This is a genomic window from Collinsella sp. AM42-18AC (assembly GCF_003467965.1).
Lineage (GTDB): Bacteria > Actinomycetota > Coriobacteriia > Coriobacteriales > Coriobacteriaceae > Collinsella.
Map to the genome: position 1 here is coordinate 1 of NZ_QSFY01000014.1, position 14,583 is coordinate 14,583.

The window sequence follows — 14,583 nt, forward strand, 5'->3', positions numbered from 1 at the left end:
GCGCTGCGCGCCCCGCACAGGCTAAAGCCTTTAATGCAAAAAGGGACCCGTCCATTACGGACGGATCCCTTAAAACAAGTGATCGTCAAACCGATTTACTCGGCGTCAGTCTCCTCGTCCTTCTTCTCGGAAGGCAGCGGGGTAACCTCGATCTCGACGCCCAGAGTCTCAGCAGCGGACTTCATGGACAGGGAGATACGACGACGGTCGAGGTCGATCTCCATGACCTTGACCTGAACCTTGTCGCCCACGTGGGTGACCTGAGAAGGCTGATCGACGTGCTTGTTGGCCATCTCGGAGATGTGCACCAGGCCCTCGATGCCCTCGCCCAGATCGACGAAAGCGCCGAACGGGACAAGCTTGGTCACAGTGCCCTCGACGATAGCGCCGACGGGATACTTCTTGACCAGTGCGCGCCACGGATCCTCGGTGGTCTGCTTGAGACCCAGGGAGATGCGCTCGCGGTTGAGATCGACGTCGAGAACCTCGACCTCGACCTCCTGGCCGACCTTGACAACCTCGGAAGGATGGTTGACGTGGTTCCAGGAGAGCTCGGAGATGTGGATGAGGCCGTCGATACCGCCGAGGTCGACGAAGGCGCCGAAGTCGACGATGGAGGAAACGGTGCCCTGGAGACGCATGCCAGACTTGAGCTTGGACAGGATCTCGGAGCGCTCGGCCTTACGGGACTCCTCGAGCACGACGCGACGGGAGAGGACAACGTTGTTGCGGTTGCGGTCCATCTCGATGACGCGGGCCTCGATGCGGGTGCCCATGTAGGAGGTGAGGTCCTTGACGCGACGGAGGTCGACGAGGGAAGCGGGCAGGAAGCCACGCAGGCCGATGTCGAGGATCAGGCCGCCCTTGACAACCTCGATAACCTCGCCCTCGACGTTCTCGCCGGAGTTGAACTTCTCCTCGATGCGGTTCCAAGCACGCTCGTACTCGGCACGCTTCTTGGACAGGACCAGACGACCGTCCTTGTCCTCCTTCTGGAGAACCAGAGCCTCGATGGGATCACCGAGTGCAACGATGTCTGCAGGGTTAGCGTCCTTGCGGATGGACAGCTCGCGGACCGGGATAACGCCCTCGGACTTGAATCCGATGTCAACGAGCACCTCGTCATGCTCGATCTTAACGACAGTGCCGTTAACGAGATCGCCCTCATCAAAGTCGGTAATCGTACCGTCGATGAGGTTGTTCATCTCCTCCTCGTTGACATCGTCAAGAGAGAAAATGGACGAGTTCTGAATCTCACTCAAAGGTGGACCCCTTTCGAACTACGGGGCCCCGATTGCTAGGACCTACAGAAGGGTGCGACAAGCACACAACGTTTAGGAACACTCGGGAGCCGACAGATACTAATGTGACGCTTATGCAATCACGTTCGTATAGGTTACGGGGAAATGAGTTCGATTTCAAGCGTGAACTGCCATTTTTTACTCGTATGGAGACTTTTTCGCAATCTTGTGAACGACTGTCTCCACAAGCTGACGATAAGCAGTTGGGCATACGGCTTTGGAGTAAAGTATCCCAGACATACGATTCTAGATCGATTTTTCGAGAAAGGTGCCCGCGTGCTCAAAGCAGTCGTTTTCGATATGGACGAAACGCTTCTTAGCATCAACCTCAACGCGTTCATCCTTCGCTATTTTAAGGATGTCTCTTCGATGCTCGCGGATATCGGGCGCCGCAGCCGCGGTGGCACGATGGCACGCCTCGGCACCATCCTGGTCGACCTCAACGCCAATCGCCGCAGCAGCACGGACAATCGCACCAATCTTGAGTTTTACCAAGAAGAGGTCGAGCGCCGATGCGGCATTTGCCTCTCGGACCCACTTATCTACGAGGCGTTTACCTACTACGACCGCGAAGTTCTTCCGTACAAGAATGACGAACTCATCAACGCCCATGCCATGCCGGGCGCACACGCCGCGCTTCAGGCCGTACAGGACGCAGGGCTGCGCTGCGCGCTCTTTACCAACCCCAGCTTTCCGCAGGGGGCCATCGAGTGCCGCATGGGTTGGGGCGACCTGGCCGACGCCCCCTTTGAGCTCGTCACGCACATGGGAAACGCCACCCGCTGCAAGCCTGATGCCACCTACTATCTAGAGCAGCTTCAGGTGATGGGGCTCGAACCGCACGAGGTCCTTATGGTGGGCAACGATCCCAAACGCGACTTCCCTAACCCCGCCTGCGGCATTCAGACTGCCTATGTAGGCCAGGGCAAGCCCAACCGAGTCACCTGGCGCGGAACCATGGAAGGCTTCGCCCGCGACTTTAACGCCGTAGTAGAAGCCTTCTACGAACACCAAGTAGCCGACGAACTGTCCTAGCACACTTGGGTTTTGCCGATCATGATGTTGAGGATCTCGACGTCGGTGTCCTTCATACCCACACGGCCCACGTAGCCCATGCTGGCAATCGTCTGCTCGACGGTATCCTGGATCAAACCCTCGCCGGCGCGGAAGCCACGCCCCTGCATGGCCATGTCATGTCCCAGAATCGCCGCATCGACGGCAGCCGAAATCTTGGCGGCACAACTCGCCTTGGCGCCGTCGCACACGATGCCGCCCACGTTACCGAGCGTATTCGAGACCGTCGCGCCAATCTGCTCGCGCGTGCCACCGCACAGCCAGGTAATCGCAGCGCCGGCGCCGCACGCGGCGCAAATAGCACCGCAAAACGCCGAAAGCGCACCAATATAGCTCTTGATATGCACGGCGATAAGATCGGACAGCATCACGGCGCGTACCAGACGCTCGTGGTCGCAACGCAGGTACTCGGCATACTCCATGACGGGCAATGCGCAGGTAATGCCTTGATTGCCCGAGCCGCACACAATGGCGACCGGCAGCGCGCAACCGTTCATGCGGGCGTCGGACCCGGCGGCCGCACGGGCACGGGCACGGCAGGCGACGTCATCGGCACGAGCACCCAGCAGCGTACGACCCACCTCGGCGCCCCAAGCGTGCGCAAGGCCCTCGGCACTGATTGCGCCATTCAGCTCAATCTGACGCTCAACGGCAGCGCGGGCGCCCTCAATGTCACCGTCCTCGATAAAGTCGATGATGGAATCAATGGACATGGGCGTATCGGCGTTATCTGCCGCACGCTCGGCCACCACGCGCTCGGCGCAGGCGGCGCACTCCCCCGCCGACTTGCCGCATACCGGAATACCGTCGAGCGTATGGCACGTGACATTAGTGTGGTGATCGGTAATCTCGACGACCGCGGTATGGCCCCCGGCCGTCGCAGTCACCTTGATGTAGAGGTTGGGCACACCCTCGACAAGCGACACATCGCAGTAGCCGGCGTCGGCGAGGAGCTCGGCCACACGAGCGCGGTCTTCATCGTTAACGCTCTCGAGCACCTCAAGCGCGCTCTTGGCGTCACCGCCCACGGCACCCAGCACGGCTGCAGCTTCAATACCGTGCATACCGCCCGAGTTGGGCACGGTCACGCTCTTAACGTTCTTGATGATGTTGCCCGAGCAGGCAACGTCCATATGATCGGGTTCGCAACCGAGCGTCTGGCTCGCCAACGCCGCTGCATAGGCAACGGCAATAGGCTCGGTGCAGCCGAGCGCACAGACAAGCTCGCGGTTCAAAACATCGCAAAACGCGGCATCACGAAGGGAATCGGTAGGCATAGGTATCTCCTGCTTGCATAACGGGCTGGTCTCTCAAAAAAGTTAGCTCCTTTATTTGATAACAATGCATCAAAAACCGCAACCACGGTTCCGGCGGACGGCGCTCAAGCACAAACTGGCGGCATTCATTCATGAAAAGCAGGTCTTGTTGCATGCTAAAGCGTTTGACCAAAAAACGCCCGAGCGTTTACACAAAAGTCGCGCTATCATGCAGTCGAACGCGGTAAAACCTTTAGCAATTCCGCCGCACGGACCAGAGAGGAACCACTCATGAAGATCGGTATCGGTAACGACCACGCCGCCGTCGAGCTCAAGAACATCATTTCCGAGCACCTGAAGGAGCGCGGCTGCGAGGTCGTGAACTATGGCACCGACACCTCCGAGAGCTTCGACTACCCCATCGCCGGTTACAAGGTGGGCAAGGCCGTGGCCAACGGTGACGTCGACCTGGGTATCTTGATCTGCGGTACCGGCGTCGGGATTAGCCTGGCTGCCAACAAGGTCGAGGGCGTACGCGCCGTCGTGTGCTCCGAGCCCTTCAGCGCCAAGCTCTCCCGTATGCACAACAACACCAACGTGCTGGCCTTTGGCGCCCGCGTCGTGGGCTCCGAGCTCGCCAAGATGATTGTCGACGAATGGCTCGACGCCGAGTTTGAGGGCGGCCGCCACGAGCGTCGCGTCAATCTCCTCAACGAGATCGACCAGACCCGCGGACTAAAGATTGTCGACGAGGCCTAAAGACTTACAAAGCCATACGCTAGCGCCAGCCCCCGCCCGGAAGAAACATCCGGACGGGGCTCTTTAGTAGTTTTCTATGCGTTTACCAAAAATCTACCGGAATAAAAGGGCGCCGCGGTTGGAATTCCGCGGCGCCCAAGCCACACGCTAACAGCTTTAAGGAGTCAAAGCTGGTTTAGCCAAAGAAGCGCTTGATCTCGATCTCGGCGTTCTCCAGGCAGTCGGAGCCGTGGATCACGTTGGCGTTGACATCGACAGCGAAGTCGCCGCGAATGGTGCCGGGCGCAGCATCAAGCGGGTTGGTAGCGCCCATAAGGGTGCGCATCTTGGAAACAGCGGAGAGACCGGAAACGACCATCTTGACGACCGGACCGCTCGTCATAAAGTCGCAGAGACCGCCAAAGAAGGGCTTGTCGGCCAGATGGGCGTAGTGCTCCTCGACGGTAGCGCGCTCGAGCGTGGTCATCTCCATGCGCTCGATGACAAGGCCGCTACGCTCAATACGAGCAACGATCTCGCCGATCTTGCGATCGCGCACCGCGTCGGGCTTAATCATGATGAAGGTCTTCTCGATAGCCATAAGGTAGCCTTTCAAGTAGGTTCGCGCGTGCCCATGTCCCATTCCGGCACCCGCCTGGACTGCATCGTAACAGAGTTTTAGCTGCAGTTAAACAAAAAGCTGTTTATTGAAACGCTGCAATTTATTAAAGCGCTCCATATGTGTCACTTCTGTTTCGAAGCCCGATTAGAGTACCATCCGACCGCTCATCAACCACATGGAACAGAGCGGGCGGTCGGTTGCCACCCGCGAACGTACCCCCTTCACAACCTGCCCAAAGGTCCTACAGAAGTTCTCGACAAGCCCCTCCCCCATAGCAGCAAAATAGGGGCGCCCGCATCAGCAGGCGCCCGTAAAGCTAAAACGATTTATCAATAAATGGACAATACGTCTTCAGCCAAACCTCTACTTTGCCCCGTGACCCATCTCGACAACCTTGGTTAGCGATCCAAACACGCCTTCGTCGGCCACGAGCTGCGCCTCGGCACGCTGCAGCTGCACGGCAACGGCGGCAGGGGCGGTACCGCCCTCGGCCGTGCGCGCGGCGACAATCGACGGGATATCGAGCGCCTCGGTAATATCGCGCTCAAAGAGCGGGCTTGCCTCCTGGAACACCTCAAACGGCAGGTCCTCAAGATTGCAGCCGCGCTTCTCACACATCAGGACCAGGTGCCCCACCACGGCATGTGCCTCGCGGAACGGTAGACCGCGCTTTGCCAGGTAATCGGCAACATCGGTGGCGGCAAGGTGCCCCACGCCGCACTCGCGCGCCATGGCATCCTCGTTGACGGTCCAGGTCGAAATCATTCCGGCCATAACGGACAGGCACTGCATGAGCGTGTGAGCGGTATCGAGCGCGCCCTCCTTGTCCTCCTGCAAGTCCTTGTTATAAGCGAGCGGCAGGCCCTTCATGGTTACCAGCAGCTGCACCAGGTTGCCGTACACGCGACCGCTCTTACCGCGGATAAGCTCGGCAAAGTCGGGATTCTTCTTCTGCGGCATGATGGACGAGCCGGTGGAGTAGGAGTCTGAAAGCGTGATAAAGCCAAATTCGGAGCTCGACCACAGCACGATCTCCTCGGAAAGACGCGACAGGTGCATCGCCATGACGGATCCGGCGTAATGCAGATCGAGCAGGAAATCACGGTCGGAAACCGCATCGAGCGAGTTGGGAATCACGCCCGCAAAGCCAAGTTCGGCAGCCGTCATCTGGCGATCGAGCGGATAGCTCGTACCGGCAAGCGCGGCAGCACCCAGCGGGCAGTTGTCGGCGGCATCAAAGGCGGCCTTCAGGCGCGTAAAGTCGCGCGCGAACATCCAGGAATACGCCAGCAGATGATGCGAGAGCAGCACGGGCTGAGCGTGCTGCATATGCGTGTAGCCCGGAAGAATCACCTTGTCGTACTTCTTGGCCGCATCCACCAGCACATGGCGCAGCTCAAGATTGGCCTCCATGAGCTCCTTGGCCAGCGCCTTGACGCCCAGGCGCGTATCGGTCGCCACCTGGTCGTTGCGCGAACGCCCAGTATGCAAGCGTTTGCCAGCCTCGCCGATACGACGCGTCAGCTCGCTTTCGATGGACATATGAATGTCCTCGTCGTTGATATCAAAGGTGAAGTTGCCGGCATCGATATCCTGTTCGATTCCGGTCAGGCCCTCGGCAATCGCCTGCTCGTCCTCGGCGCTGATAATGCCCTGGGCCGCCAGCATCTTGGCATGTGCCTTAGATCCGGCGATATCCTGCTTATAGAGATGTTTGTCAACCGGCAACGACGCGCCAAACTCCTGCGTGACCTCGGCCACGCCTGCCTCAAAACGACCGCCCCAAAGAGCCATGGAACCGTCCCCTTTCATCAAATCCCAAAACAAGCGCCCAAAGCAATGCGCCCTGTCGCTAAAGCGATTTCTCAACCGCTAGTTTTGTATATTCCCCACCATGTGCGAGGCCATATAGCTAATTTGCAAAGAAGTGACGCGCCATGCACTTGGCGCCCAACGTCTCCCTCCGAATGTTGCCCTGCGAACCATCGATCCAGGCCTTTAGGCTCATAGGAACGTCCTCGACCTTTGCAGCATCGAACTCGGGCGCGAGGGCAAGTAAAGCATGCGCGATAGCATTGAACATAATGGATACTCCCCATATATATAGGCGCAGGGCCGTCAAATTGATAGGAGGAGCCCCGCCGGACAACCCCGGCGGGGCTCGGACTCAGCCGCAGACGCGGCATCATATATGCGGGCGGAACGTAGGGGCCACCGATGTTAAGAAGTGTCAGCAAGCATAACGAAAGGTAGGGACCCCATGCGCCCGTTATGTATCACGCGGATGGGCCGCGCGGATACCAAAGGAAGGAGGCGCTAGGCCTGGGCGGCAGCAGAGCTGGGGCCCTGGACCTTAGCCCACGTCTTGAGCGACAGCGTATCGATCTCGATAAAGCCGGCGCTGGCCTTCTCGTCAAACGTAGTGTCGCGGTCGTAGGTAGCCAGACCGTAGTCATACAGGCTAAACGGGCTCTTGCGGCCGACGACATGGCAGTTGCCCTTAAAGAACTTCAGACGGACGGTGCCGGTCACGAACTTCTGGGTGTCGGCCATAAAGGCATCGAGCGCGTTTTTGAGCGGGCTGTACCACTGGCCGTTGTACACGGCGGTGGCCCAATCCTGCTCGAGCTTAATCTTGGTCTTGAGCAGGTCGCCCTCGACGCAGATGTCCTCGAGCGCCTTGTGGGCGGTGATGAGCGTCAGGGCGCCAGGAACCTCGTAGCACTCGCGACTCTTGAGGCCCACCAGACGATCCTCGACCAGGTCGAGACGGCCAAAACCGTTGTCACCTGAAATCTTGTTGAGGGCGATGACGATCTCGGAGAGTTTCATCTTCTTGCCATCGACGGCGACGGGCTTGCCCGCCTCAAACTCAATCTCGGTGTAGGTCGGGGTGTCCGGCGTGTCCTCGGGGTTCTTGGTCATAACCCAGGCGTCATCGAGCGGCTCGTTCCAGGGATCCTCCAGGTGACCGCACTCGATGGCGCGACCCCACAGGTTGTCGTCGATGGAATAGGGGTTGTCGTTGGCGCCCTCGGGAACCGGCACGTTGTGGGCGTGAGCATAGGCAACCTCATCGGGACGGCACTTCAGATCCCACTCGCGAACCGGGGCGATAACCTTAAGCTCGGGGTCGAGGGCCTTGACGGCAGCCTCAAAACGAACCTGGTCGTTACCCTTGCCGGTGCAGCCGTGGGCGACGTAGGTCGCGCCAAACTCGTGAGCGACCTCGACAAGCTTCTTGGCGAGCAGCGGGCGAGACAGCGCGGAGAGCAGCGGGTACTTGTTCTCGTACATGGAGTTTGCGGCGATGGCCTTAGTCAGGAACTCATCGGAGAACTCGTCGCGCAGGTCGAGCACCTGGCAATCGAGAACGCCCAGGTCAAGCGCCTTCTGTTTCTTGGCATCCAAGCCGGTCTCCTCCTGGCCCACGTTGCCGCAGACGCAAACGACATCGAGATTCTTCTCGTCCTGGAGCCACTTGACACATACGGATGTATCAAGACCACCGGAATATGCGAGAACGACTTTTTCCTTGCTCATGGCTGTTTCCTTTCGCCCTTGGTAGCTAGTTAGAACATCGGTCAGTTGCAAGTCATTTCGAGGTCAAAAAACCGTGCAATATCAGGTTAAATAGCAAAAAGCAGCACAGCATGCCCTAGAAACATGCGTTTATATCGTGCTAAAACCCAACGACCTCAAAATGACTCTGTTGGGGCATTTCACCCCATACGAACAGAGACGATTGTTATCGTCGTCGGGAAATTGCGCGCTGGCGTCGGATGGCATTATCTGCAGTGGTGATGATCTTTACGAACTGCATCTGCCTCTCCTTTCACCTATCGCCGGGCGCAATTCTAATATCGTAAACGGTACCTTTTCTTCGGTAAGCGGTTGTATTTCCGTCTCCGTTTTCGATGGTCGCTATATTACGCTAAAGTGCCCGCAGCACAAGCGACAAATTCAAATTTCTGAAAAGTTTTTTCATTACTTTGTGAAGCGTGGTGCAAATACGCTCCGTTCCTGCGACAATACGCTCAGTTACTGGTTGATGGTTATAACGTCTGAAACAATTTCGAAACGAAAGGCGCGCTTTTATGCAAACTTACGAATCGGACACCAATATCGGAAGCATTAAGATTCTCGCCGTCGACATGGACAAGACGCTGCTCACCGACAAGCGCGTGTTGCCGCAGGGTCTTGATGAGCGCCTGGACAAGCTCGCCGACGCAGGCATTGTATTCTGCCCCGCCAGCGGACGCCCCGCCCCCAAACTCGAGGAAATGTTCGAGAGCATTAAGAACCGCCTTGCTTTTTGTCCCGACAACGGAGCCTGCGTCATCTATCGCGGCAGCTATATCTATAAGAGCAACATCGATGTGGCGCTGTATCAGCAGGTGCTCGCCCGTGCCTCGGAGGACCCGCGTGCCGTTCCCGTCTTGTGCTGCTACGACGAGTTCTATGTGCTCGCCCGCGACCATCAGTACCACGACGAGATCAGCGTGTACTACAACACGATCAACTACGTCGATAGCTTTGAGGGCCTTGATATCGAGTCCAACAAGATTTCGATCTTCTTCCCCGCCTACGATGCCGAGCCAGCGTTTCGCGAGGACTACAGCCCCGAGTTCTCGGACAAGCTCTACGTCACCAACGCCGGGCGCGAGTGGATCGACTTCATGAACCTGGGCGTCGACAAGGGGTCGGGCGTCGCGCACCTGTGCGACCACCTGGGCATCGATATCGCCGACGCCGCCGCCGTGGGCGACACCTACAACGATATTCCCATGCTCGAGCGCGTCGGGCATAGCTTTATCGTGGACAATGCCGAGGAGCACATGAACGCGCATGCCAAGTGGCGCATTCCGAGCAACAACGACGGGGGCGTACTGACGCTCATCGACGCCATCCTGGCGGCTCGGTAGCCGTCCCATCGGGCCTGACCGGGCGGCACGGGATAACTTTTCGCTCGGTCAGGTCCTGCGCAAGACGAAAGCCACATTAAGTGGCTTTCTTTGCGTGCGGAATCTACGAAAAGTTAACCCGTGCCGCCCGGCCAGGCCCTAGGTTTACTTTCCTGCCGCCAAGATGGCGTCTTGAGTGTCTAGATACTTAGCTGAAATGATTTGAGCAGAGGGGAGCTCCTTGTTGGGGAGGGGCTCCCCTCTGTTTTGGTTACTGTGGGACAAATTAATCAGTAGTGTTTGTCCCAAATCTTAAGTATGTGGGGGCTTGCGTCTTGGGCGAGCTTGCCTTACGGAGTGCTTCCCTATTTCGCGTCGGCCCAGGTTATGCCGGTGCTGGCTTCGGCGATTAACGGTACGCGGAGCTCCACCACATGCTCCATGACGTCGCGGACCATCGCCGTAAGCGCCTCGACCTCATCCACCGGGCACTCAAAGTCCAGTTCGTCGTGTACCTGCAAGATCATGTGGGCGGCAAAACCCTCTTCTTCCAGGCGGCGGCTTACGCGGGCCATGGCGATCTTGATGATGTCGGCGGCGGTGCCCTGCATGGGGTGGTTCATGGCCGTGCGCTCACCAAAGCCGCGGAGCTGTGGGTTTTTGGCCTTGAGCTCGGGAATATGGCGTCTGCGGCCATATATGGTCTCGGCATAGCCCGTCTGCTTGGCTCGCGCCACCACATTGTCGAGGAACGTGCGCACGCCCGGGTAGGCCTCGTAGTAGCGATCGATCATATCGCGCGCCTCGGCCATCGAGATGTGCAGCGACTGCGACAGTCCATAGGCCTGCTGGCCGTACACGATGCCAAAGTTCACGGCCTTGGCGCGGCTACGCAGGTCGGGTGTCACCTCGGACACCGGCACGCCAAATACGCGCGCGGCCGTCTCGGCATGGAAGTCCTCGCCCTCGTTGAAGGCGCGCACCAGGTGCTCGTCACCCGAAAGATGCGCGAGCAGGCGCAGCTCGATCTGCGAGTAGTCCACCGCCAAAAAGACGCTGCCCTCGCCCGCCGAGAACGCCGTCTTAACGGTACGCCCCAGCTCCGAGCGCGTCGGAATGTTTTGCAGATTGGGGTCGCTCGAAGACAAACGCCCCGTCGCGGTGATGGTCTGGTTGTACGTGGTGTGCACACGCCCGTCACCACGGCGCAGCGGGCCCAGCGTGTCCAGATAGGTCGACTTAATCTTGGACTTCTCACGCCAGTCCAAAATCAGGCGCACGATCTCGTGGTCGCGGGCAAGGTCGCTCAGCACCTTGGCGTTGGTCGAATAGTAGCCGCGCTTGGTCTTTTTGAGGCCCTTGGTCGGAAGTCCCATAACATCAAACAGCACGTGCGAGAGTTGCATGGGGCTGCCGATGTTAAAGGTCTCGTCGCCGGCCAGGTCGCGAATGCTGCGCTCGACATCGGCAATCTGGGTCGCCAGGCCCTCGGACAGACTGTGCAGGCGGTCGGGGTCCACGAGCATGCCCGCGCGCTCCATCTTGGCAAGCACCGGCACGAGCGGCATCTCGATCCCATCGAACACGTTGGCGGCGTTCTCGCGGGCCATGCGGTCACGCAGCGGTGCAACCAGCGCCAGCGTCAAGGCCGCCGTGCGAGCGGCGGGCGCAGGAGCGTCCTCGCCAGCACCCTCTGCGCCGCGCGCCGCAGGCAGCGCCATCTGCAGATACGTATCGGCCAGATACACCTCGTCAAACTCGGAGCGGTCGGAATCCAACAGGTAGGCGGCAACAACGGTATCGAAGATGCGCGTGGAATCGACTGCCAGCGGATCCATGAGCTCGAGCTCAGAAGAATCGATGGGCGAAAGCTCATGCAGAAGCGCCTTCATATCCGGGCTCGCCACACGGCCTTCCATAAACAGACGCGCGAGCACGCCGGCAATCACGCCGTGGGCGAAGTTGAAGCCCTCAACCTCAGCCGCCGCACCGCTGTCGCCCTCCTCGAGCGCAAACAGGCCCTTGGACGTCGCCAACCACAGCGTGCGCGTCAGCCCAAAGAGCGCGCCCTCTTCCTTGTCATCGTCCACCACGGCGGCGACCCACTCGCCGGCATCAATCACGCGGGAGACCTCAGCCGCAACGGCACCAAGCGCGCCAGCATCGCCGGCGGCTGCGCGCAAAACGGCGGGAATCTCAAACGTGCTGGCAGCTGCCCCGCCCTCGCCGCCGATCAGCGCCAAGAAACGGTTCTGCATGGCGGTGATACCAAGCGTGCCCAGCGCCGCGGAAACCTCATCGGCGGAAAACGCCGGGAAGGACGTCGCCTCAAAATCGAGCTCAACGGGTGCATCGGTGCGGATGGTCGCCACCTTGCGGCTCAGCAGCGCATCGTCGATGTGCGCACGCAGGTTCTCGCCCATCTTGCCCTTGACCTCGTCAGCATGCGCGATGACCTCGTCAAGGCTGCCGTACTGCGCGATGAGCGCGCTCGCCTTTTTGGGGCCGATGCCCGGTACGCCGGGAATGTTGTCCGACGTATCGCCCTTCAGACCGTAAAAATCGGGCACGAGCGCCGGCGTGATGCCGTGATACAGGTCGTCCACGCTCTCGGGCGTCATGATCGCCACGTCGGACAGGCCCTTGCGAGTCGAGACCACGTTGACGTGCTCGGTCACGAGCTGATACATGTCGCGGTCGCCGGTCACCAGCAGCATGTCGCAGCCGGCCTCCTCGCCCAGGCGCGCCATGGTTCCCAGGATATCGTCGCCTTCCCAGCCCTCGGACTGCAAAATGGGCACGTTGAGCGCGGCGAGCAGCTCCTTGATCATGGGGAACTGCGCGTGCAGGTCGGGGTCCATGGGCGGGCGCTGCGCCTTGTACTGCGGCAGCATCTCCATACGCACGCGCGGCTTGCCCTTGTCAAACGCCACGACAACGCCGTCGGGATTAAAGGCATCGATCATCTTGAGGAACATGTTCAGAAAACCAAAGATCGCGTTGGTGGGGCGACCGTCCGGCGCGTTCATGGTCGGCGGCACGGCGTGGAAGGCGCGATGCATGAGCGAGTTGCCGTCGATGACGGCAAAGGTACGGCGCTTTTCAGACATATTGAATACCTCGCTTTGGGCTGGGCACGGTTTGCTCACACCAGTTTACACGCTCCCCGCCCCGTGGCCACCGCACATCAGGCTTCCCTGCCGCCGCGGGCCCGCGCGTGATACGATGGCTCACGGTACATCAACCAGCACGATCGATCCGAAAGGAGCCTGCGTCATGGAGCGTCCCAGCGCATGGAAAAAGTACACGCCACAGCAGATCGAGGAGCTCGAGGAGCTTTGCCGCGGCTATAAGCAGTTTTTGAGTGAGAACAAGACCGAGCGCCTGTGCGTCAAGGCCGGTATCAAGATGGCCGAGGAGGCGGGCTACGTCAATCTGGAGACCGTGATCGCCGAGGGCCGCGCGCTCAAGGCCGGCGACAAGGTGTACGCCGCCAACCACGGCAAGGACCTTATGCTCGTCAACCTGGGCACCGCCCCGCTCGAGCAGGGCTTTAACATCCTGGGCGCCCACGTGGACTCGCCGCGCCTGGACCTCAAGCAGAACCCCGCCTTCGAGGCCGGCGACATGGCTTATCTCGACACGCACTACTATGGCGGCGTCAAGAGCTACCACTGGGTCGCTTCCCCGCTCGCACTCGTGGGCGTCATCTGCAAAAAGGACGGCACCACCGTCGACATCAACATCGGTGACAAGGCCGACGACCCGGTCTTTACCATCTCCGACCTGCTGATCCACCTCTCGAGCGAGCAGATGGCCAAGCCCGCCAAGGACGCCGTCGACGCCGAGATCCTCGACGTGATCGTGGGCGGCCGCCCCGTCAAGTTTGACGAGGACGACAAGGACGCTCCCAAGGAGCCCGTCAAGCAGATGTTCCTGGATATCCTCAAGGAGCAGTACGACGTCGAGGAGGAGGACTTCCTCTCCGCCGAGATCGAGGTCGTGCCCGCCGGCCCCGCCCGTGACATGGGCCTCGACCGCTCCATGATTCTGGGCTATGGCCACGACGACCGTGTCTGCGCCTATCCGTCCATGCTCGCCCAGATCAACGTCGCCAACGTGGAGCGCACGAGCATCACGCTCATCGTCGACAAGGAGGAGATCGGTTCCGTGGGTGCCACCGGCATGACGAGCCGCTTCTTCGAGAACACCGTCGCCGAGATCATGACGCTCGCCGGCGAGGATAGCCCGCTGGCCCTGCGCCGCGCGCTCGCCCGCAGCCGCATGCTCTCCTCCGACGTGTCCGCCGGCTTCGACCCGGGCTACGCCGGCAAGTTCGAAACCAAGAACGCAGCCTTTATGGGTCGCGGCCTGTGCTTTAACAAGTACACGGGCAGCCGCGGCAAGGGCGGCTCTAACGACGCCGACGCCGAGTATGTGGCCCTCATCCGCGACATCATGGACGAGGCCGGCGTGGACTTCCAGACCTGCGAGCTCGGTCGCGTCAACGCGGGCGGCGGCGGCACCATCGCATACATCATGGCTAAGTACGGCATGAACGTCATCGACTCTGGCGTTGCCGTCCTGTCCATGCACGCCCTGTGGGAGGTCGCTAACAAGGCCGATATCTACGAGGCCTATCGCGGCTACAAGGCCTTCATCGAGCGCGCGTAACCAACCCTTCATCA

At 59.8% G+C, this 14,583-nt stretch carries 11 protein-coding genes; 4 read left to right on the top strand and 7 right to left on the bottom strand.

Annotated elements, in window-relative coordinates:
• Positions 1 to 95: 95 nt before the first annotated feature.
• The gene (gene rpsA, locus DW913_RS08200; RefSeq protein WP_022095232.1) at positions 96 to 1,262 is read right to left on the bottom strand and encodes a 30S ribosomal protein S1; all 1,167 of its coding nucleotides are present in this window, start codon (positions 1,260 to 1,262) and stop codon (positions 96 to 98) included.
• A 315-nt stretch (positions 1,263 to 1,577) separates the two neighbouring features.
• Between rpsA and DW913_RS08205 the strand changes: the two genes are divergently transcribed.
• On the top strand, positions 1,578 to 2,336 hold the full coding sequence (locus tag DW913_RS08205) for an HAD family hydrolase (protein ID WP_117757023.1): 759 nt from the start codon (positions 1,578 to 1,580) through the stop codon (positions 2,334 to 2,336).
• Here the strand turns inward: DW913_RS08205 and DW913_RS08210 are convergent.
• Positions 2,333 to 3,652: a serine dehydratase subunit alpha family protein gene (locus DW913_RS08210; protein WP_117798200.1), complete on the bottom strand. Its 1,320-nt coding sequence runs from the start codon at positions 3,650 to 3,652 to the stop codon at positions 2,333 to 2,335. The two genes, DW913_RS08205 and DW913_RS08210, sit on opposite strands and share 4 nt — an antisense overlap.
• A gap of 270 nt (positions 3,653 to 3,922) precedes the next feature.
• Between DW913_RS08210 and rpiB the strand changes: the two genes are divergently transcribed.
• Positions 3,923 to 4,390, top strand: coding sequence for a ribose 5-phosphate isomerase B (rpiB, locus tag DW913_RS08215; RefSeq protein WP_117629409.1), 468 nt, complete (start codon positions 3,923 to 3,925; stop codon positions 4,388 to 4,390).
• Positions 4,391 to 4,565: 175 nt separating this feature from the next.
• On the opposite strand, the gene ndk is transcribed toward rpiB, so the two are convergent.
• The 4 genes from ndk to DW913_RS08230 all read right to left on the bottom strand — a co-directional run bounded on the left by ndk (position 4,566) and on the right by DW913_RS08230 (position 8,534).
• A complete protein-coding gene (gene ndk / locus DW913_RS08220) occupies positions 4,566 to 4,970 on the bottom strand; it encodes a nucleoside-diphosphate kinase (protein ID WP_055251725.1) in 405 nt (134 codons plus the stop codon).
• 384 nt (positions 4,971 to 5,354) lie between these two features.
• Positions 5,355 to 6,785 carry an argininosuccinate lyase gene (gene argH, locus DW913_RS08225; protein WP_117798201.1) on the bottom strand — a complete coding sequence of 477 codons (1,431 nt, stop codon included), beginning with the start codon at positions 6,783 to 6,785 and terminating at the stop codon, positions 5,355 to 5,357.
• 118 nt (positions 6,786 to 6,903) lie between these two features.
• On the bottom strand, positions 6,904 to 7,074 hold the full coding sequence (locus DW913_RS10050; RefSeq protein WP_156058436.1) for a hypothetical protein: 171 nt from the start codon (positions 7,072 to 7,074) through the stop codon (positions 6,904 to 6,906).
• 233 nt (positions 7,075 to 7,307) lie between these two features.
• Positions 7,308 to 8,534 (bottom strand): argininosuccinate synthase, encoded by a 1,227-nt coding sequence (locus DW913_RS08230; RefSeq protein ID WP_035138001.1) that lies wholly within the window; start codon positions 8,532 to 8,534, stop codon positions 7,308 to 7,310.
• Positions 8,535 to 9,088: 554 nt separating this feature from the next.
• Here DW913_RS08230 and DW913_RS08235 point away from each other — a divergent pair.
• A complete protein-coding gene (locus tag DW913_RS08235; protein ID WP_117798202.1) occupies positions 9,089 to 9,916 on the top strand; it encodes a Cof-type HAD-IIB family hydrolase in 828 nt (275 codons plus the stop codon).
• Positions 9,917 to 10,260: 344 nt separating this feature from the next.
• On the opposite strand, the gene polA is transcribed toward DW913_RS08235, so the two are convergent.
• On the bottom strand, positions 10,261 to 13,005 hold the full coding sequence (polA, locus tag DW913_RS08240) for a DNA polymerase I (RefSeq protein ID WP_117798203.1): 2,745 nt from the start codon (positions 13,003 to 13,005) through the stop codon (positions 10,261 to 10,263).
• Between the two features lie 166 nt (positions 13,006 to 13,171).
• Between polA and DW913_RS08245 the strand changes: the two genes are divergently transcribed.
• Entirely contained in the window at positions 13,172 to 14,569 is a 1,398-nt protein-coding gene (locus tag DW913_RS08245; RefSeq protein WP_117655131.1) for an aminopeptidase, read from the top strand.
• The last annotated feature ends 14 nt before the right edge of the window (positions 14,570 to 14,583 follow it).

Bases quoted from the DNA above. Each gene is read 5' to 3' on its own strand.
- DW913_RS08210 (WP_117798200.1), bottom strand. From the start codon at position 3,652: ATGCCTACCGATTCCCTTCGTGATGCCGCGTTTTGCGATGTTTTGAAC.
- rpiB (WP_117629409.1), top strand. From the start codon at position 3,923: ATGAAGATCGGTATCGGTAACGACCACGCCGCCGTCGAGCTCAAGAAC.
- ndk (WP_055251725.1), bottom strand. From the start codon at position 4,970: ATGGCTATCGAGAAGACCTTCATCATGATTAAGCCCGACGCGGTGCGC.
- argH (WP_117798201.1), bottom strand. From the start codon at position 6,785: ATGGCTCTTTGGGGCGGTCGTTTTGAGGCAGGCGTGGCCGAGGTCACG.
- DW913_RS10050 (WP_156058436.1), bottom strand. From the start codon at position 7,074: ATGTTCAATGCTATCGCGCATGCTTTACTTGCCCTCGCGCCCGAGTTC.
- DW913_RS08230 (WP_035138001.1), bottom strand. From the start codon at position 8,534: ATGAGCAAGGAAAAAGTCGTTCTCGCATATTCCGGTGGTCTTGATACA.
- DW913_RS08235 (WP_117798202.1), top strand. From the start codon at position 9,089: ATGCAAACTTACGAATCGGACACCAATATCGGAAGCATTAAGATTCTC.
- polA (WP_117798203.1), bottom strand. From the start codon at position 13,005: ATGTCTGAAAAGCGCCGTACCTTTGCCGTCATCGACGGCAACTCGCTC.
- DW913_RS08245 (WP_117655131.1), top strand. From the start codon at position 13,172: ATGGAGCGTCCCAGCGCATGGAAAAAGTACACGCCACAGCAGATCGAG.